Source organism: Mesorhizobium sp. WSM4837, assembly GCF_055811435.1.
In genome coordinates, this window is record NZ_JBVVQE010000003.1 from 57,227 (window position 1) to 75,358 (window position 18,132).

The following is an 18,132-nucleotide window of genomic DNA, read 5'->3' on the forward strand; positions in this document are numbered from 1 at the left end:
GCCCACCGGGCCCGCCCTTCTACTGGCCCAACGATCTCAATGCCGCTGCCTCGTCTTCCCGTGACAGAGGCTCATGCGCTCCGGTTGCCGCGAGATAGGAATCGAGCGCTTCCGAAGACGAGGCCGGTGCATATCCGCCATCGCGCGCGGGCGCAACGACGGCAAAATTCACCGTCCAACCATGATCCGAGTGGCACGCCACGGATATGACGGTCGAGCGGTTGGCAGAATCGATTTCGAATTCGCGGCACAAGGAACCGGTTCCATCGCGAAACGTGGCTACGGCACGGATCCTGTCGGTGGAGCCTGCCAGCACGGCTTCTTCGCCGGACGCCACCTGCCCGAGCGCCTCTGAAAGAGGGCTGTCCTGCCCTGCCACCTCAAGTCCATGCGGCTGGTTTTGGCTGGCAAACCCAAAAAAATATCCGCCGAACCCAAAAACGACTGCAACCAGCGAAGCAGCCAGCGGCATGATCCAGGATGCCTGGGGGCGCCGCATCGCCTGATTGTCCCTCGCCCTGAAGGCAACGACACGCGCGCCCTCGCTGGCGTGCGATGGAACGCTGCGCCGCTCGGCCTCGTCGATCATTCGCTGCACCGACTGGCTGAGTCGGTCGGGAACGGGTTCATCGAGAACCGGCATCAGTGCCTCTTTGACCTGAATGCGGGTTTCCAGGAACAGGGCGACCCGGCTGGCGATATCCGGCTGCATGGCTTTCTCGATGGCTGCGGCAGTCGCGTCGTCAAGTTCGCCGTCTGCAAAGGCCATGAGCGTTTCGTCAGCAAACTCGCGTCTGATCATTTCTGTTCTCGCCCTTCATGACCGGTAAACGTGGCAAGCCGGGATTTATTCCGACTGCCTCGGCGAGATTTTTTCTGGCACGCGCCAGCCGGCTCATCACCGTTCCGATCGGTATGTCGAGTACGCCGGCCGCCTCCCTGTAGGAAAGGTCCTCGACGCAGACCAGGAGAATGATTTCGCGCTGATCGTCCGGCAGATCGGTGATCGCCTGGGCAACGCTATTCAGGGTAAAGCGTGCTTCGACATCTCGCTCGCCACAGGCGCCGACAAGGTCCTGCCGTTGCTCGATGTCCTCCTGCGGGCCGGCCGTGCGCTGCCTTCTGATGTGGTCGATCCACAGATTTCGCAGGATCTGGAACAACCACGCATCAAAACGGGTTCCAGGTTCAAAGCGCCCGGTGTTGGCAAGCGCGCGTTCGCAGGCCGCCTGCACCAGATCGTCGGCAAGATCGCGGGAACGGCAAAGGGAAATCGCAAAACGGCGCAGGTTCGGAAGAAATGCAACAAGCTGCTTTCCGAATTGATCAGTCTCAATCACGTCGAAGTTTCCGGTTTCTTGAGGACCGAGCGAAGTCAGCCGCCTCCGCACGCATTCGGGGTGGGTCGGTATCTTCATGTGGCAGCATATGACCACGGCGGCTAAACCAGCGTGGGAGTCCGGCTAGATTTCGGAAAGGCCAGGATTAGACTATGGCAAGCATCAGGTTAGAGCTTGGTGAGAGAACTGCCCATTTCCTGAAAACGTGGGTGACCCGCTGGCTTCAAGCCGATATCACGTAGCCGAAGCCCCGCACGGTTTTTATGAGCGGCTTTTCGTCCACGCTTTCGATCTTGCTACGAAGGTAGCGGATGTAGACATAGACCACCTTCGTTTCCGGGTCGAAACTCAGATCCCAAACATTGTTGAGCAGCCGGGTTCTGCTGATCACAGCGCCAGAGTGCGACATCAGATACGCGAGAAGCCTGAATTCCTTGGCCGTCAGGCTGATCTCGCGTTCGCCGCGCCAGACCTTCTTGCCGACCGGATCAAGCGCCAGATCGCCAACCCTGAGGACCGGGTCCGTGCCTGTGCTGGAGCCGCGGCGAAGCAGCGCCTCCATGCGCGCGATCAGCTCGTCGACGGCGAAAGGTTTGGTCAGGTAGTCGTCGGCTCCCCCCTTCAGCCCTTCGACCTTGTCCTGCAGGCTGTCTCTGGCCGTGAGCATCAGGACAAGATGCTGGTGCTGCTCGCGCCGCAACATGCGACATACTTCGAGGCCGTCGATTCCTGGAAGCATTCGGTCGAGAACGATCAGCGCATATGGCGTCTCCCGTACCATCGCCAGCGCATCCCCGCCACTGTCGGTCACGTCGACAACGTAACCCTCGGCTTCGAGCCCTCGCTTGATGAAGCCGACGATGCGATCGTCGTCCTCTACCAGCAGAATCCTTGACATTTACACCACCTTCTCCCCGGGTCGTATTGCGGGGAGTCAGAGAATTCCCCGCCTCGCGGTGGGCGTGGTCATTCCGCCAAGCTCCCGCCTCAACAATCGTAATCCATGAAACGAAGGAGGTCGTTGTTTATTCCGAGCCGGTTTTTGCACGCAGCCTCTTTTTCAGAACGACTACGGCGGCACCTGCGTTCGCATCCGCAGACGCGGTTGCGTCAGCGTGTGGAAGCCGGACCACGACCTCAGTAAAAGACCCGACCTCGCTCGTGAGCGCAATCTCGCCACGATGCTTTTCGATGAGCCATTTCGCGATCGCCAGACCGAGACCACTGCCAAGTTGGCGCGACGCCCTTGGGCTTCGGCCACGGTAAAATCGCTCGAACACCTTGGGTATTTCCTCGGCTGGAATGCCCAAACCCTTGTCGCGTATCGCAATCTCTGCATGCCCGTCCACAACGGTGATATTCAGGTTCACCGAGCGATCGCGCGGAGAGTATTTTATGGCATTATCCAGAATGATCACGAGAGCCTGTTTGAGCCGCTGCGCGTCGGCAGTGATCCAGACCGGACGGGTGCTGTAGGCCGCCTTGATCGAGATGCCCTTGGCGCGCCCCAGAATTTCGCCCTCGTGGACCGCATCGGCGACGATGCTCACGAGGTCCGTTCGGCGGGGCTCGAAGCGTATTGTATCGGTTTCCGAACGAGACAGAAAAACGAGGTCGTCGACGAGGCGTCCCATCTCCAGGCTCTGAGTGACAATCCGTTCGAGCGCATCGCGGTACACTGCCTCTGGCTTTGAGCCATGGCGCAGCGGAATTTCCGCTTCACCGCGAAGCGCCGTCAGTGGAGTGCGCAGTTCATGGCTGATGTCGGCGAGGAACTGGACGCGCAACCGGTCGAGCTCCGTCAACCGCTGGTTCGCCGCGGCAAGCTCTGCGGTCCGTGCGGCAACTTGCTGCTCGAGTTCTGCCTTGGCGTTGAGCAACCGGTCGCGCTGGTCTTGCTGGCGTGCGGCCATTTCGTTGAACCGCCTGGCGAGCGCACCAAGTTCGTCGCGGCCATCAAAGGCGATCCGGTGGTCGAGATCACCACGACTGATCGCCTCTGTGCCTTCGGTCAGAAGGCTGATCGGGCGCATCAATGATCGGGCGAGAAGGAAAGCAGCAACAAAGCAGAGAACCACAGCAGCCAACGCAAGCGCGGCCGTCATCCAGGTCAGGCGTCGCCACAGTGCTTCTGCCTGCAGCTCGGTTCGCACGACCTCTTCCTCTTCGTCGCGCCGCGCGGCTTCCAGGATGTTTTCGAACTCGGCATCGAAACGATTCTCGATGTCCCGGCGAAAAACGCTGACCGCGTCCTCCTGGCGCCCCTGGTTGCGAAGATTGATTGCGTCAGAGGTGGCTTTGGCGATTTCTCCGTAGAGCGTGCGCATCCGCGTGACGCGGAAGATCTCGTCACCGCCGTCCTCCTGTTCGCTGCTGCCCCCGAGAAACTCGGCTTCTCCCCTGGTCAGTTCCGCGAGCTTTTCGAAGCCTGCCTCAAGCTCGGCGCGGGCGCTCTCGTAGTCGGGACGCTCCGGTTCGCCAATTAACAGGAACTCGGCGATCTGCTCGGAATATCGGTTGGCGTTCACCGTAAGTGCGGTGACGGCTTCGACCTGGTTGTTGGCCCATTGCACGCGCTGCGTGTAGTAGGTTGTCGAGCGAATGGTGATGTAGACGATAGCCGCCATCATCACGACTGCCCCCACGACAATGAGCTGAAATACAAGAATGCGAGACCTGATGCCCATCGGTGTCCATCGGCGTTGAGAACCCGAAACCGATCGGATTCAAGAATGCCCCCCTCGCGGCAGAGAAGGCCACCGTGCAGGATGGCTCGCGCAGATCGGCGCAACATTTCCGCGACGCCGTTTCAGCACGGAGCAACCATAGAGGACCCGCTATTTAGGATACGAGAGATTCAGGTTAGAAATTGGTGAGAATGCAGTCCTGCCGTCCGAATTTAGCGGCTTCACCCCGTGAGAGGCTAAGTCCAGCCGAACGCCGCAAGCCGAGGCAAGACTGGCTTGCCGGGTTTGATCGGGCGCAGAGTTGAAGACCGTCGCGGATGATTTGGGAGTCACTTACGAAACCGCCAGGAATCACCTGAAAGCCGTCTTCGCCAAAACCGAGACCCATCGCAGCCGGAACTGGTCGCGTTGCTCGCGAGAATAGCCAGCACCGCCCAGACTGAATGAGTCTATTCGGTTGAATCGCTATCCGGCAATTGCATGTCGGTGATGATGTTCTCGCCGTTTGTCTCGTCGTAGGCGATCACGATGTCCATGCCGGGTTTCAGCGCTTCGAGATCGGTTTCGGCGTTCAGCTTGTAGGATTTGCCGTCGTCGAGTGTCAGCGTCAACGTCTCCTTGTCGATCTCTTTGATCAGGCCTTCGGTCTGGCCGGCAAAGGCGGCGGTGGAAATCAGCAACATGGCGGCAACGGCGCCGATCGGGATACGCATCATCGTCCTCTTATCATTGCGCCGGCACAGTGGCGGCGGGTGTTCAACAGACGGTGTTCAACAGACGGGTCGAGGGAAGCAGAAACCAACCGAATGTGTCAAAACTAAATCCGCCAGATCACAGTTTGACCGCTGCGGAAAACGCCAATAGAACGCAGCTACGGCGCCGCGCGTCCTGACGCAGAAACGACGCTGTGGCACTTTTGATTTTGCGCATGATCCTTCCCGAAAATCGCTCCGATTTTCGGGGTCATGCGCTAAGCCGGCTCGGTGCCGGCAGGGCTGGTTTTCATGTCTCACAATACGTTTGGCCATCTTTTCCGCGTCACCACCTGGGGCGAAAGCCATGGCCCAGCGCTCGGCTGCGTCGTCGACGGCTGTCCGCCCGGCCTCCGCTTCACGCGCGCCGAGGTCCAGGCCGAACTCGACAAGCGCCGCCCGGGTCAATCGCGTTTTGTGACGCAGCGTCGCGAACCAGACGAGGTCAAGATCCTGTCCGGCTTCATCCTGGATGACGACGGCGAGACCATGATCACCACCGGCACGCCGGTGTCGATGGTGATCGAGAACGTCGACCAGCGCTCCAAGGACTATGGCGAGATCGCCCGCCAGTACCGGCCGGGTCATGCCGATTATACCTACGACACCAAATACGGCCTGCGCGACTATCGCGGTGGTGGCCGTTCTTCGGCCCGCGAGACAGCGGCGCGGGTGGCGGCCGGAGCCTTGGCCCGCAAGGTCGTGCCCGGCATGATCGTGCGCGGCGCACTGGTCTCGATGGGGGAAAAATCGATCGACCGCGCCAACTGGAACTGGAATTTCGTTGGCGACGCCGAAAATCCATTCTTCACGCCCGATCCGGCATCGGTCGCCGTCTTCACCGCGTATCTTGACGGCATCCGCAAGGCGGGTTCCTCGGTCGGCGCGGTAATCGAGATCGTCGCCGACGGCGTTCCGGCAGGCCTGGGCGCACCGATCTACGCCAAGCTCGACCAAGACATTGCCTCGGGCCTGATGTCGATCAATGCCGTCAAGGGTGTCGAGATCGGCAACGGCTTCGAGGCCGCCCGCATCGCCGGCGAAGAAAATGCCGACGAGATGCGTATCGGCAATGACGGCAAGCCGGTCTTCCTGTCCAACAATGCCGGCGGCATCCTCGGCGGCATCTCCACCGGCCAGGCGATCGTCGCGCGCTTCGCCGTCAAGCCGACCTCGTCGATCCTGACCCCGCGAAAGTCGATCGACAAGGACGGCAACGACGTCGAGATCATGACCAAGGGCCGGCACGATCCGTGCGTCGGCATCCGCGCCGTGCCGATCGGCGAGGCGATGGTTGCCTGCGCGATCGCCGATCACTATCTGCGTCATCGGGGACAGACAGGGAGAGGAGAGGGCAGTAGGGCAGTAGGGCAGTAGGGCAGTATGTTATCCCGCCGAAGCAGCCAATTTTTTCCTTTTCCCTAATCCCTTACTGCCCTACTGCCTTACTGCCCTATCCCCTGCGAGAGCGAAGCGAGCGTCCATGCCTTACGACCAGAAGAAGATCGTCGAAGCCCTGCGCGCCTTCGAACGCGGCGAGATTGTCGTCGTCATGGACGATGACGGGCGCGAGAACGAGGGCGACCTGATCGTCGCCGCCGTCCATTGCACGCCGGAAAAGATGGCGTTCATCGTCCGCAATACCTCTGGTATCGTCTGCACGCCGATGCCGCGCGAGGAGGCCAAGCGCCTCAACCTGTCGCCGATGGTCGCCGACAACGACTCGGCCCACACCACCGCCTTCACCGTCAGCGTCGATTTCAAGCACGGCACCACGACCGGCATTTCGGCCGACGACCGCACATTGACCGTGCGCAATCTTGCCAACGGCAATGTCGGCGCCTCCGATTTCGTCCGCCCCGGCCACATCTTTCCGCTGATTGCGCGCGAAGGCGGTGTGCTGATGCGTTCGGGCCATACCGAAGCCGCGGTCGATTTGTGCAAGCTTGCCGGCCTGCCGCCGGTCGGTGTCATTTCCGAGCTGGTCAATGATGACGGCACCGTCATGCGCGGCCCGCAGGTGCAGGCCTTCGCCGAAAAGAACGTTTTGAAGCAGATTTCGGTCGCCGACCTCATCGCCTATCGCCAGCGTAAGGAAACGCTGGTCGAGCGTGTCGCCTGTTCGGAGATCGACACGCCCGGCGGCAAGGCGCAGGTCTTCACCTACACGCTGCCCTGGGACTCGATGCACCATGTGGCGATCGTCTTCGGCGACATCCGCGACGGCGAGGAGGTGCCGGTGCGACTGCATTCCGAGGATGTTGTGACGGACGTTTTCGGCACCGGCCACAGGCTGGACGGCATCATGAAATCGATGGGCGAGCGTCGGCGCGGCGTCATCGTCTATCTGCGCGAAGGTTCCGTCGGCGTCGCCCATCAGGAGCGCAACCGGCCGGCTGCCGGCGACCGCGAGGACCATGAAGAGGCGCGCCGCCGCGAAAGCGAATGGCGCGAGATCGGCCTGGGCGCGCAAATCTTGAAGGATCTGGGCATTTCCTCGATCAACCTGATCGCCTCGCGCGAACGCCACTATGTCGGCCTTGAAGGTTTCGGCATCCACATCGCCAAGACCGAGATTCTCTAGGACTGGTTTAGCGGATCGCCGGCATGCGTCCGGTCCCGCTTGGCACCGGACGCATGGAGTCTATTCGGCAGGAACCGCGGCTGTTTCGCGCGCGGAGATGTCACTATCGCCCGTGGCAAGGCTGCGCTGGCCGGCGAGCACGGTGACCAGCGCGACAGTGCCCGCCGCCACCGACACCAGGAAGCCGCTCTGTGCACCGAAGGCGTCCACCACCCATCCGGCGGCGAAGGAGCCGAGCGCCATGCCGATGCCAATGCCGGTCATGACCCAGGTCACGCCCTCGGTCAGCATCGCCTCCGGCACGCGCCGCTCGATCAGGCCGAATGCCGTGATGAAGGTGGGCGAGATCGCCACACCGCTAACGAAGACAGCCAGCGCCAGAAGCGGCACCGTGTCTGCGACAAGCAACGGCAGCGTGGTGAGCGCGATGATGGCGATCGCGATGGCAAGCTGAATTTGCAGCGGTGTTTTCAGGTTCAGAGCGCCGAGGACGATGCCGACGACGAACGATCCGAGGGCATAGACGCCGATGACGAGGCTGGCGGCGCCCGGCTGGCCGAGCTCCTTGGTGATCGCCACGGTGCTCACCTCCGTGGTTGCGAAGGTCGCGCCGATGAAGATCAGGGCCAAGGTGATGATTTGGACCGGCCGCAGGCGAATTGCCGATCCGCGCGAACCCTGGTCGACCGGTCGCACGCGCGGCTCGGTCGAGCGCTGCAGGATGAGGGCTGTCGAGCCGAAGGCGAGGAACAATGTGCTCGCCAGCATTCCCGCTTCCGGGAAAAGCGCGACGCTCAGGCCAACCGACAGCGAAGCCCCGGCGATGTAGACCAGCTCGTCCGCCGCCGATTCGAAGGCGAACGCCGTGTTCATCTCGGGGCGATCCCGGAAGAGCTCTGTCCAGCGCGCGCGCACCATCGCTGGGATGCTGGGCATTGCAGCGGCCAGCAGCGCTGACACGAACAGTGTCCATATCGGCAAGTCCTGATTGGCCGCCGTAATCAGCACTACGAAGGCGAGCACGGAAATAACGGTGGTGGGCGTCACAATCCGCGTCTGGCCGAGGCGGTCCACCAGCCGCGATATCTGCGGCGCGACAAAAGCATTGGCCAGCGCATATGTCGCGGAGACGGCGCCGGCCAGCCAGTACTCGCCATGCGTCTGCGATAGCATCGCGACGATTCCGATCGGAGCCATGGCCATCGGCATCCGGGCGACGAAGCCGGCTGCGGCGAAGCCCTTGGCTCCCCTTGCCTTGAAGATTTCGCGATAGGGATTGGGCATGAGAACACTCCTGGATTTTTGAGGCCCAGCCACTTATATACGTGGCGTATGCAAATCAGATAATGACATACGTAGCGTATGTCAATTAATATACGAGACGTATGTGAAGGAATGGGCGAATGGGGCACAAACCTCGCAAGGAGATGATCGCCGAAACCCGCACCAAACTGGTCGCGGCGGCGCGCCATGCCTTTGGCACTGTCGGCTATGCCGAGGCCTCGATGGACGACTTCACCGCGTCGGCCGGGCTGACGCGCGGCGCGCTTTATCATCACTTCGGCGACAAGAAGGGCCTTCTCCAGGCGGTTATCGCCGAGATCGACGCGGAGATGTTGGCCCGGTTGAAGATCGTTTCGGCCAGGGCGGACACTCTCTGGCAGGGTTTTGTCGACGAATGCACCGCCTATATCGAGATGGCGCTGGAGCCCGAGATCCAGCGTATTGTCCTTCGCGACGGACCGGCGGTGCTCGGCGATCCTTCGCAATGGCCGAGCCAGAATGAATGCATCCGCTCGATGAGCGAGAACCTTCAAAAGCTGAGGGACGAGGGAACCATCGTTGCCGTTGATCCCGAAGCCGCAGCAAGGCTGGTCAGCGGCGCCTCGCTACATGCCGCGCAGTGGATCGCAAATTCGGAAAATCCAGAAGCGACGTCGAAAAAGGCGGTGAAGGCGTTCAACGTGCTTTTGGAGGGACTGCTCAGGCAAGGTCGCGGGATTGGCCGTCCACAAGCACCGGCTGAGGTGGACAAATCGCCGGCCTGAGCCCGTATCAAGCCCACCAAAGGCAAGGCGAGACCTCGAATGGGACGGCCGAAGCGCGCCTCAAAATTCGGGCAGCTCAAGGAGAAGGCGCTGGTCTCGGTCGGTGGCTCGCGCCGGACCCAACCAGCACCCAACGCCTAAACCCTGTTGAACGTCTGCCTTTGGCGGTTGCAAAACATGGTCAAAGCCGCCGGGCGCGCCTATATCGGGGGCATGGTTACAAGGCTTTATACCCACCCGATCTTTCTCGAGCATATAACGCCGCCCGGTCATCCGGAGCGGCCGGACCGCCTGCGCGCCATCGAGCGCGTGCTCGACGACGAGGCCTTTGCGGCCCTTGATCGTGCCGAGGCGCCGGAAGGCGACGAGGCCACCATCCTCTACGCACACCCGCAGGAATTCGTCGAACGGGTCCGCGCTGTGATACCGGACACCGGTATCGCTCGTGTCGACGCCGACACCACCGCCAGCCCGAAAAGCTGGCAGGCGGCCGTCACGGCGATCGGCGCTGCCAACGCCGCCGTCGACGATGTCTTTCGGGGCGACGTGGCCAATGTCTTTGTCGCCGCCCGGCCGCCCGGCCACCACGCCGAAAAGACCACGTCCATGGGCTTCTGCCTGTTCAACACCGCGGCGATCGCGGCACGCTACGCGCAACGGCAGCACCAGGCCGAGCGCGTTGCCATCGTCGACTGGGACGTCCACCACGGCAATGGCACGCAGGATATTTTCTGGGACGATCCGTCGGTGCTCTATTGCTCGACGCACCAGATGCCGCTTTACCCAGGGACCGGGGCGGTGAGCGAAACCGGCGCCCGCAACATCGTCAACGCGCCGCTGGCGCCGCAGACCGGCAGCGAGGTTTTCCGCGACGCTTTCCTGTCGCGGATCTTGCCGGCGCTCGACAATTTCGCGCCCGACCTCATCATCATTTCCGCCGGCTTCGACGCGCACCACCGCGATCCGCTGGCCGAGATCAACCTGACCGAGGGCGATTTCGACTGGGCAACCGGCCAGTTGATGCAGCGCGCCGGTCGCCACAGCGACAACCGGCTCGTCAGCCTGCTCGAGGGCGGCTACGATCTGCAGGGATTGGCATTTTCGGTCGCCGCCCATGTCGGGCGACTGATGAAAGGATAGACGATGGCTGGTGAGAGCAACGAAGACGTTAAGGCGATGAGCTTCGAGCAGGCGCTCGACGCGCTGGAGAAAATCGTCGATGATCTGGAGCGCGGCGACGTGCCGCTCGACCAGTCGATCCGCATCTATGAGCGCGGCGAGGCGCTAAAACTCCATTGCGACCGGCTGCTCAAGGCGGCCGAGGACAAGGTCGAGAAGATCAGGCTTTCGCGCGACGGCAAGCCGGTGGGGACAGAGCCTCTGGACGCGGAGTAAGACACGGTCCCGAACGACAATTTCGCCATGCGGCTTTTGGACATGATCATGCGGCTTTTCGACATGATCATGATTGAGGATAATACTCATCCCGCTTGAAACGGCTCCACGACGAGAGGAGATTGCGAACGATGTGCAGAAACATCAAGACACTGTTCAATTTCGATCCGCCGGCAACCGATGACGAGGTCCGCGATGCCGCACTTCAGTTTGTCCGCAAGCTGAGCGGAACGACACGGCCGTCGAAACAGAACCAGCATGCGTTCGACCACGCCGTCGAGGCCATAGCCGCGTCTGCGCGCGAACTGCTGGACAGCCTTGAGACGACACAGCATCCGCGCAATCGCGACGAGGTGGCGGCCAAGGCGAAAGCCAGGTCTGCACTCCGCTTCGCCTGAGGAAGACCGCATGAGCTTCTTCCCCGGAAACGACCCTCTGCCCGGTGACGCCTTCGCCAGCGACCAGATCGAACTGATGGTTATTCCGAACGCCAAGGACATTGGCGGCTTTCAGGTTCGCCGTGCCTTGCCGACCGCCAGGCGTCGGCTGGTCGGTCCCTTCATCTTCTTCGATCGCATGGGACCGGCGATTTTGCGGGCCGGCCAGGCGCTCGATGTCCGCCCGCATCCCCATATCGGCCTGTCGACGGTCACTTACCTGTTCGACGGCAAGATCAGGCATCGCGATTCGCTCGGCACCGAAATGGTCATCCAGCCCGGCGACGTAAATTTGATGACCGCCGGTCGCGGCATCGTCCATTCCGAGCGTACGCCGCAGGAGCTGCGCGGTGCGCCGATGTCGGTTTCCGGCCTGCAGACATGGCTGGCGCTGCCGGACGATAAAGAGGAGGTCGACCCGATCTTCGAGAATACGGCGGCCATGCGTCTGCCCGAAATCGACGCTGAAGGCGTCAGCGGACGCGTTGTCATTGGCGCGTTTTCCGGGTTGCGGTCACCGGTCGTGACCGCTTCGGACACGCTCTATGCAGACCTCAGCCTGGCGCCCGGCGCCAGCGTGAAAATCCCTGCCGATGCCGAGGAGCGCGCCATCTATACGTTGGAAGGCGAGGTTTCGATCTCCGGTGACCGCTTCCCGGCAGAGCGGCTGCTGGTGTTCCGGCCCGGCGACGAGATCGTCGTGTCGTCGGAGGGTGGAGCGCATTTCATGCTGTTCGGCGGCGCCTCGCTCGGCTCCAAGCGCTACATCTGGTGGAATTTCGTGTCATCGTCGAAGGAACGCATCGAACAGGCGAAAGAAGAATGGAAGACAGGCCGTTTCGATATCGTTCCGGGGGATGAAGAAGAGTTCATTCCGCTGCCGGACAATTAATGCGTGTCGCGCAAAAGTGTGCAGCGGTTTTGCGATAACGACATGCATAAAACAACAACCTAAAGCGCGTCGCGTCAGGTCGGTCGAACGCGACGCGCTTTAGAGCGCCGCGCGTCCTTTTTGACGCGTAAACGAAACCCTAACAGTTTGAAGCTATGCCGCGTCACTCGCACGCATTTACATTCGCCGGCCAGCAGCCTATTTCGCAGATGAATAAAAAGCAGGCCCCAGCACCAGTGAACGCAAAGCTCCATACGCCACTTCTCGACAAGGTCCGCATCCCGGCCGACCTCAGGACGCTTGACGAACGTCATCTGCCGCAATTGGCATCGGAGCTTCGCACCGAGTTGATCGATGCCGTGTCGCATACCGGCGGACATCTCGGTGCCGGGCTTGGCGTGGTCGAACTGACGGTGGCATTGCACTATGTCTTCAACACGCCAGACGACCGGCTGATCTGGGATGTCGGTCACCAGGCCTATCCGCACAAGATCCTGACCGGCCGCCGCGACCGTATCCGCACGCTGCGGCAAGAGGGCGGCCTGTCCGGTTTCACCCAGCGCGCCGAGAGCGAATACGATCCGTTCGGCGCCGCCCACTCCTCGACCTCGATCTCCGCCGGCCTCGGCATGGCAATGGCACGCGATCTCTCCGGGGGCCGCAACAATGTCATTGCCGTTATCGGCGACGGCGCCATGTCGGCCGGCATGGCCTATGAGGCGATGAACAATGCCGGCGCGCTCGATGCCCGGCTGATCGTCATCCTCAACGACAACGACATGTCGATCGCTCCGCCGACCGGGGCGATGAGCGCCTATCTGGCCCGCCTGGCGTCGGGCAAGGCCTATCTGGGCTTGCGCGATTTCGGCAAGAAGCTGACCTCCTATCTCGGCGAGCGCGCCGATCGCGCCATCAAGCGGGCGGTCGAGCATGCGCGCGGTTACGTCACCGGCGGCACGCTGTTCGAGGAAATGGGTTTTTATCACATCGGCCCGATCGACGGTCACAATCTCGAGCACCTGATCCCGGTGCTGAAGAACGTCCGCGACAATGCCGACGGTCCGGTGCTGATCCACGTCGTGACCCAGAAGGGCAAGGGCTATGGACCGGCCGAGGCGGCCGCCGACAAATATCATGGCGTCAACAAATTCGACGTCATCACCGGCGCGCAGGCCAAGGCGCCGGCCAACGCGCCGAGCTACACGAAAGTCTTTGCCGAAAGCCTGATCCAGGAAGGCCGCGAAGATGATCGCATCGTCGCCATCACTGCCGCCATGCCGAACGGCACCGGCCTCGACCTCTTCGGCGAGGCGTTCCCGTCGAGGACCTTCGATGTCGGTATCGCCGAGCAGCACGCGGTGACTTTTGCCGCCGGCCTTGCCACGGAAGGCTTCAAACCTTTCGCGGCGATCTATTCGACCTTCCTGCAGCGTGCCTACGACCAGGTCGTCCACGACGTGGCGATCCAGAAACTGCCGGTGCGCTTCCCGATCGATCGCGCCGGCTTCGTCGGGGCCGACGGGGCGACCCATTGCGGCGCCTTCGACACGACTTTTTTGGCGACGCTGCCCGGTTTCGTCGTCATGGCCGCGGCGGATGAGGCGGAACTGCGACACATGGTGCGCACGGCGGCAAGCTACGATGAAGGCCCCATCGCCTTTCGTTACCCGCGCGGCAACGGCGTCGGCGTCGACCTGCCGGAGCGTGGCTCGGTTCTCGAAATCGGCAAGGGCCGTATCGTCAGGGAAGGCACCAAGGTTGCACTGCTTTCGTTCGGCACGCGGCTGCAGGATTGCCTGGCTGCGGCCGAGGAGCTCGGCGCGGCAGGGCTTTCCACCACGGTCGCCGATGCTCGTTTCGCCAAGCCGCTCGACGAGGATTTGATCCGGCGGCTGGCGCGCTCGCACGAAGTGCTGGTAACAGTCGAAGAGGGCGCGGTCGGTGGCTTCGCCAGCCATGTGCTGCAATTCCTCGCCCATGAAGGGCTGCTGGAAAACGGCCTGAAGGTACGCCCGCTTGTGTTGCCCGACACTTTTGTCGATCACGCCAAGCCCGAAAAGATGTATGCCGACGCCGGCCTTGATGCCGCCGGTATCGTGCGCACCGTCTTCGCGGCGCTGGGACACACCGCCAGCGCGCAAAGCGCCTGAATCAAAGTCTCAACGGCTTGCATCAGTTTGCCGACCGACGGTCGTAACTGACTGTTTGCGTTGTCATTTGGCATTCGCCTACGGTGGTCCTGTCCCCCAAACTTCCGGACATTGTCTACGAATATGATGGAGAGGCGGACTTTTCCACGTCGATGCGCAGCGTGCCGCAATAACTTTCATCGCTCGTCGAAAGCTCGTGCCGCCGCATCAATGTTGGGCGTCTCAGTATCTCCGAGGCATGCCTCGTTGTCCTGCCTCAAATTCCTCTCTCTAAGCGAGCGCAGCGACGATCAGGCCGACATAGGTGAGCTGGTGCAAGAACTGGTCAGCCCCATGCAGGGCCCAGTATGTCCGTGTGTCGGGGCCAGCATGGCTGCGCCCGGACAGCCCGGCTTTGGTGTAGTCTGTCGCGTAGTGGACCGTGAATTCCGCGGCACAAAGCAGGACGATTGCGGTGGGTTCGAGCCCGGCGATGAGAAGGGCCGGCAAGGAGCCTAGCGCATGCAAGCCCGCGTGGACATAGCCGCCGACGCGGCGCAGATCGCCCTTTCCGCCCAACATCCAGCCGGGCTGGAGCAGATAGTCGGCAATGAAGTGCTTTAGCTGGAGGCAGAAAAGCATTGCGAGCGTCAAAGTCATCATTTCCATGACCATACTCCATGGCCGCAGCGGTTGTTCAGGTTGCGAGCGTGTGTATCAGGACCGGGACTGCCTTCCCGCGAACATTCGTGATGCCAAGTGGCTGCGCGGCGATCTGGCCGCTTGTCTGCGCAAGCGTCATGTCGCTGAGCACGATTTCGACGCCGTGTTCCTTGGCGACGCCAACGAGACGGCTTGCCAGGTTGACCGTATCGCCGATGGCCGTATAGCTCAGCCGCTCGGCCGATCCGACATTGCCGACGATCGCGGCGCCGGTATTGATGCCAATTCGCACCCGTATGTCGCTGTGGTCCGGCGAAACGGCGGGCAGCGCATGCATCGCGGCCCGGATCGCGGCTGCAGCGCTGCATGCGCGGCGTGCGTGATCCGGCACGGCTGTCGGTGCGTTCCAGATGGCCATAACGGCGTCGCCAATGAACTTGTCGACGGTGCCTCCTTCGGAATGAATGGCTTCGACTGCGAGCGTGAGAAAATTGGTGAGATGCGGCTGGACATCGGGCCCGAGCCGCTCGGTGAGTTCGGTGAAGCCCGGCAGATCGGCAAACATCACGGTCACTTCCACGAGCCTGCCGCCGGGCGCAGGCTCAAGCCCGCCCGCGACGAGGGGCCGGACGACGTCGAGGGGCATGTATTTGGCGAAAGCCGACAGGCCGCCCGCCATGCGCTTCAGCGCTTCCGAGAAATCATTGAGTTCGGCCAGGAATGTCGGAACATGCCGCACCTGGTCGAGCGAGAACCGTTCGATCTCACGGAGCTGCGCGGCAAGCTGGCGGATTGGCCTGGCGAAAAGCAGGTTCGAAAAGAGCACGGCAGTGGCCGCTGCCAGCACGACGAGCCCGGCGACCACCAGCAGCACCCGACGCGTGTTACGGTCGATCTCTTCCGCGAAGGAGGAGCGCGGTATCGCGGTCAGGAGCCGCCATTGTTCGAAAGGGAGCGCAAACGACGAGACGTAGACCGGGCCGATCTCGCCACCATCAACCAGCGTTCGAAATTCGTTCCCTTTCATCATCGAAATGGCGTCGCCCACCGCGGCGGCAAGCGCATCGCTCTTTGGAAAATCGCGAAGATGAGCAGGCATAGGACCGCCGGGCGCATCCGATGCAGCCAGTACTTTGTCGCTGCCGCCCAGCACGAACGTCTTGCCGTGACCTGATACTTGCAGACCACTCAGCGCCTGCGACAAATTGGCGAAACTCACGGCCACCATGACCACGCCTTGGTACCTGCCATAGAGCTCGACCCGCTTTGAAACAACCACCGAGGGCTCGAAGCCATTGGGCAGGACGTCGATCACGCTCCAGACAGGTTCCGTCGAGTCCATCGCCCGGCGATACCAGGGCGCACCGAGCGCTAGGTAAGCGGTCTCGCCATGGATGCGTTGTTCGAACATCACATCACCGGGGATGGGATGATAGATATCACGACGCAACGGGCGCGGCTTTCCCGGCATGCCGGGGCCGATTTCAACCATCTCGATCTTGCCGCCGGCCGCTGCGTGCGAGCCGAAAAACCGTCCGTCGGGGAAGCCAAATCCGATCCAGCCGATCGCGCGCTGTTCACGCAGCAGCGACAGGAACAGGAACTCGCGTCTGACCTCGTCATCGGCCTTGATCGTGCCTTGGAACAGGATCGAGCGGATGATCTCGGCCGTGCCTGCCACGACGGCCAGCGTTGATGTCAATTCGCCGCGGACAGAATCGGCGCTCTGGGCGCCAAGGCTCGCGACGATCTTCTCGACATTGCGGGTTGCCGTGCGCTCCCAGATGATATGCACCGATGCAGCCGTCGACATGACCGCCATGAGCAGCAGCGCCGTCATCGCCCGCCCAAGCGCTATGCGCGGCAGGCGGCACCTACCGGTCGCGGCGTTCGGTGATGAGGCGCGCGCTGCGGTCAAATGTTGCATAGGCCCAAGCCCAATCGAGGAAGACAACGGTGCGGTTGCGGAAACCGACAAGGAACCACAGATGCGCGAAGCTCCAGAGCAGCCAGGCCAGGAAACCGCTCAGTTGGATGGGTCCCAAATCGGCGACGGCGGCCTTGCGGCCGATGGTGGCGAGATTTCCGTAGTCGGTGTAGCGGAAAGGTTCTGCCGTCCGCCCGGCAAGTCGCGCCTTGATGAGGTCTGCCACATAGCGGCCCATTTGCTTCGCGGCAGGGGCGACGCCCGGAACCGGACGGTCGTCCTTGCCCCTTACCGAAGCGGTATCACCGATGACATAGACGCCTTCGCGGCCAGGTACATGCAGATGTCCGTCGACAACGACGCGGCCGGCGCGATCGGCCGCGACGTCCAGCCATTTCGCCGCCCTCGAGGCCATGACGCCGGCAGCCCAGAGCACACAGGCTGAAGCGACGCATTGCCCATCCGCGAGCGCGACGCCATTGTCGTCGCACTCCGTAACCGCGGCGCCGAGCTTGACCTCGACGCCAAGCTTTTCGAGCTGTGATTCGGCCGATTGCGAGAGCTTCTCCGGAAATGCGGTGAGCAGCCGTTCGTCGGCCTCGACAAGTACAACCCTTGCGGTCGAGGAATCGATGTTGCGGAAATCGCGAACGATCGCTTTGCGCGCGAGTTCGATGATAGCGCCCGCGAGTTCGACGCCGGTGGGTCCGCCGCCGACCACCACAAAGGTAAGGAGTTTTTCACGAAGAGCCGGATCGTCGGTCACTTCTGCCTTTTCGAACGCGGTCAATATGCGGGCGCGAATTTCGGTGGCGTCGCCTATGGTCTTGAGGCCGGGAGCATTTGTTTCCCAGGCGTCGTGACCGAAATAGGCGTGGCGGGCGCCGGTGGCGATGATCAGGTAATCGTAGGGAATTCGCCTGCTGCCGGTCAGCACAGTCCGCGCAGCGGTGTCGACGCCCTCCACCTTTTCCATCAGGACGGTTGCATTCTTCTGGCTGGCGAGGACGCGGCGGATCGGCGTGGCGATCTGCGCCGGAGATAGGCCGGCCGTCGCCACCTGATAAAGCAGCGGCTGGAACAGATGATAATTGCGGCGGTCGACGACCGTGATATCGACCGGCGCGTTGCGCAACCCTAGCGCTGCGTTGAGGCCGCCGAAGCCCGCGCCGAGAATGACGACCCGCGGCCGGCGCGGTGGAAGCGCATCTGTTTTGGCCGGCGTCGCTTCCAACTCTGCCAAGTTCATCACTTCTTCGCTCGATTGCCGCAGCATTG

Annotated in this window: 17 protein-coding genes; 8 read left to right on the forward strand and 9 right to left on the reverse strand. The window is 62.1% G+C overall.

All coding sequences use genetic code 11. The features are described 5' to 3' along the window. Window positions 1-19: 19 nt before the first annotated feature. The 5 genes from AC0L3D_RS02605 to AC0L3D_RS02625 form a co-directional block, all read right to left on the reverse strand. Window positions 20-802 (reverse strand): anti-sigma factor family protein, encoded by a 783-nt coding sequence (locus AC0L3D_RS02605; RefSeq protein ID WP_473642991.1) that lies wholly within the window; start codon window positions 800-802, stop codon window positions 20-22. Beyond that, a complete protein-coding gene (locus AC0L3D_RS02610) occupies window positions 780-1,340 on the reverse strand; it encodes an RNA polymerase sigma factor (RefSeq protein ID WP_287258752.1) in 561 nt (186 codons plus the stop codon). Before AC0L3D_RS02610 ends, AC0L3D_RS02605 begins: the two co-directional genes overlap by 23 nt. 223 nt (window positions 1,341-1,563) lie before the next feature. Further along, the gene (locus AC0L3D_RS02615) at window positions 1,564-2,238 is read right to left on the reverse strand and encodes a response regulator transcription factor (RefSeq protein WP_473642993.1); all 675 of its coding nucleotides are present in this window, start codon (window positions 2,236-2,238) and stop codon (window positions 1,564-1,566) included. A gap of 127 nt (window positions 2,239-2,365) precedes the next feature. Further along, complete coding sequence (locus AC0L3D_RS02620; RefSeq protein WP_287341546.1) at window positions 2,366-3,970, reverse strand: sensor histidine kinase; 1,605 nt, start codon at window positions 3,968-3,970, stop codon at window positions 2,366-2,368. A 506-nt stretch (window positions 3,971-4,476) separates the two neighbouring features. Then, window positions 4,477-4,740, reverse strand: a complete 264-nt coding sequence (locus AC0L3D_RS02625; RefSeq protein ID WP_031254973.1) for a DUF1344 domain-containing protein — start codon at window positions 4,738-4,740, stop codon at window positions 4,477-4,479. Window positions 4,741-5,031: 291 nt separating this feature from the next. On the opposite strand from AC0L3D_RS02625, the gene aroC reads away from it, so the two are divergent. Together aroC and ribB are read left to right on the forward strand one after the other, a co-directional pair. Next, window positions 5,032-6,156: a chorismate synthase gene (gene aroC / locus AC0L3D_RS02630; protein WP_128167680.1), complete on the forward strand. Its 1,125-nt coding sequence runs from the start codon at window positions 5,032-5,034 to the stop codon at window positions 6,154-6,156. Window positions 6,157-6,262: 106 nt separating this feature from the next. Continuing rightward, complete coding sequence (gene ribB, locus AC0L3D_RS02635; protein ID WP_287061487.1) at window positions 6,263-7,363, forward strand: 3,4-dihydroxy-2-butanone-4-phosphate synthase; 1,101 nt, start codon at window positions 6,263-6,265, stop codon at window positions 7,361-7,363. A gap of 60 nt (window positions 7,364-7,423) precedes the next feature. On the opposite strand, the gene AC0L3D_RS02640 is transcribed toward ribB, so the two are convergent. Beyond that, the gene (locus AC0L3D_RS02640) at window positions 7,424-8,647 is read right to left on the reverse strand and encodes an MFS transporter (protein WP_287341548.1); all 1,224 of its coding nucleotides are present in this window, start codon (window positions 8,645-8,647) and stop codon (window positions 7,424-7,426) included. Window positions 8,648-8,766: 119 nt separating this feature from the next. On the opposite strand from AC0L3D_RS02640, the gene AC0L3D_RS02645 reads away from it, so the two are divergent. The 6 genes from AC0L3D_RS02645 to dxs all read left to right on the forward strand — a co-directional run bounded on the left by AC0L3D_RS02645 (window position 8,767) and on the right by dxs (window position 14,285). Continuing rightward, the gene (locus AC0L3D_RS02645) at window positions 8,767-9,411 is read left to right on the forward strand and encodes a TetR/AcrR family transcriptional regulator (protein ID WP_473642996.1); all 645 of its coding nucleotides are present in this window, start codon (window positions 8,767-8,769) and stop codon (window positions 9,409-9,411) included. 213 nt (window positions 9,412-9,624) lie between these two features. Next, on the forward strand, window positions 9,625-10,551 hold the full coding sequence (locus AC0L3D_RS02650; protein ID WP_473643103.1) for a histone deacetylase family protein: 927 nt from the start codon (window positions 9,625-9,627) through the stop codon (window positions 10,549-10,551). Window positions 10,552-10,554: 3 nt separating this feature from the next. Further along, complete coding sequence (locus AC0L3D_RS02655; RefSeq protein WP_023799340.1) at window positions 10,555-10,806, forward strand: exodeoxyribonuclease VII small subunit; 252 nt, start codon at window positions 10,555-10,557, stop codon at window positions 10,804-10,806. Between the two features lie 131 nt (window positions 10,807-10,937). Next, window positions 10,938-11,204 carry a DUF2277 domain-containing protein gene (locus tag AC0L3D_RS02660; RefSeq protein WP_023799339.1) on the forward strand — a complete coding sequence of 89 codons (267 nt, stop codon included), beginning with the start codon at window positions 10,938-10,940 and terminating at the stop codon, window positions 11,202-11,204. Window positions 11,205-11,214: 10 nt separating this feature from the next. Continuing rightward, complete coding sequence (locus AC0L3D_RS02665; protein ID WP_023799338.1) at window positions 11,215-12,135, forward strand: pirin family protein; 921 nt, start codon at window positions 11,215-11,217, stop codon at window positions 12,133-12,135. Window positions 12,136-12,344: 209 nt separating this feature from the next. Next, complete coding sequence (gene dxs, locus AC0L3D_RS02670) at window positions 12,345-14,285, forward strand: 1-deoxy-D-xylulose-5-phosphate synthase (RefSeq protein ID WP_287341552.1); 1,941 nt, start codon at window positions 12,345-12,347, stop codon at window positions 14,283-14,285. Between the two features lie 270 nt (window positions 14,286-14,555). On the opposite strand, the gene AC0L3D_RS02675 is transcribed toward dxs, so the two are convergent. Genes AC0L3D_RS02675 through AC0L3D_RS02685 form a run of 3 tightly spaced genes read right to left on the reverse strand, consistent with a single transcriptional unit; the run spans window position 14,556 to window position 18,103 of the window. Further along, entirely contained in the window at window positions 14,556-14,933 is a 378-nt protein-coding gene (locus AC0L3D_RS02675) for a DUF3307 domain-containing protein (protein WP_473642998.1), read from the reverse strand. A 28-nt stretch (window positions 14,934-14,961) separates the two neighbouring features. After that, a complete protein-coding gene (locus AC0L3D_RS02680) occupies window positions 14,962-16,854 on the reverse strand; it encodes an adenylate/guanylate cyclase domain-containing protein (protein ID WP_473643000.1) in 1,893 nt (630 codons plus the stop codon). Further along, a complete protein-coding gene (locus AC0L3D_RS02685) occupies window positions 16,802-18,103 on the reverse strand; it encodes an NAD(P)/FAD-dependent oxidoreductase (protein ID WP_473643105.1) in 1,302 nt (433 codons plus the stop codon). Before AC0L3D_RS02685 ends, AC0L3D_RS02680 begins: the two co-directional genes overlap by 53 nt. Between the last annotated feature and the right edge of the window lie 29 nt (window positions 18,104-18,132).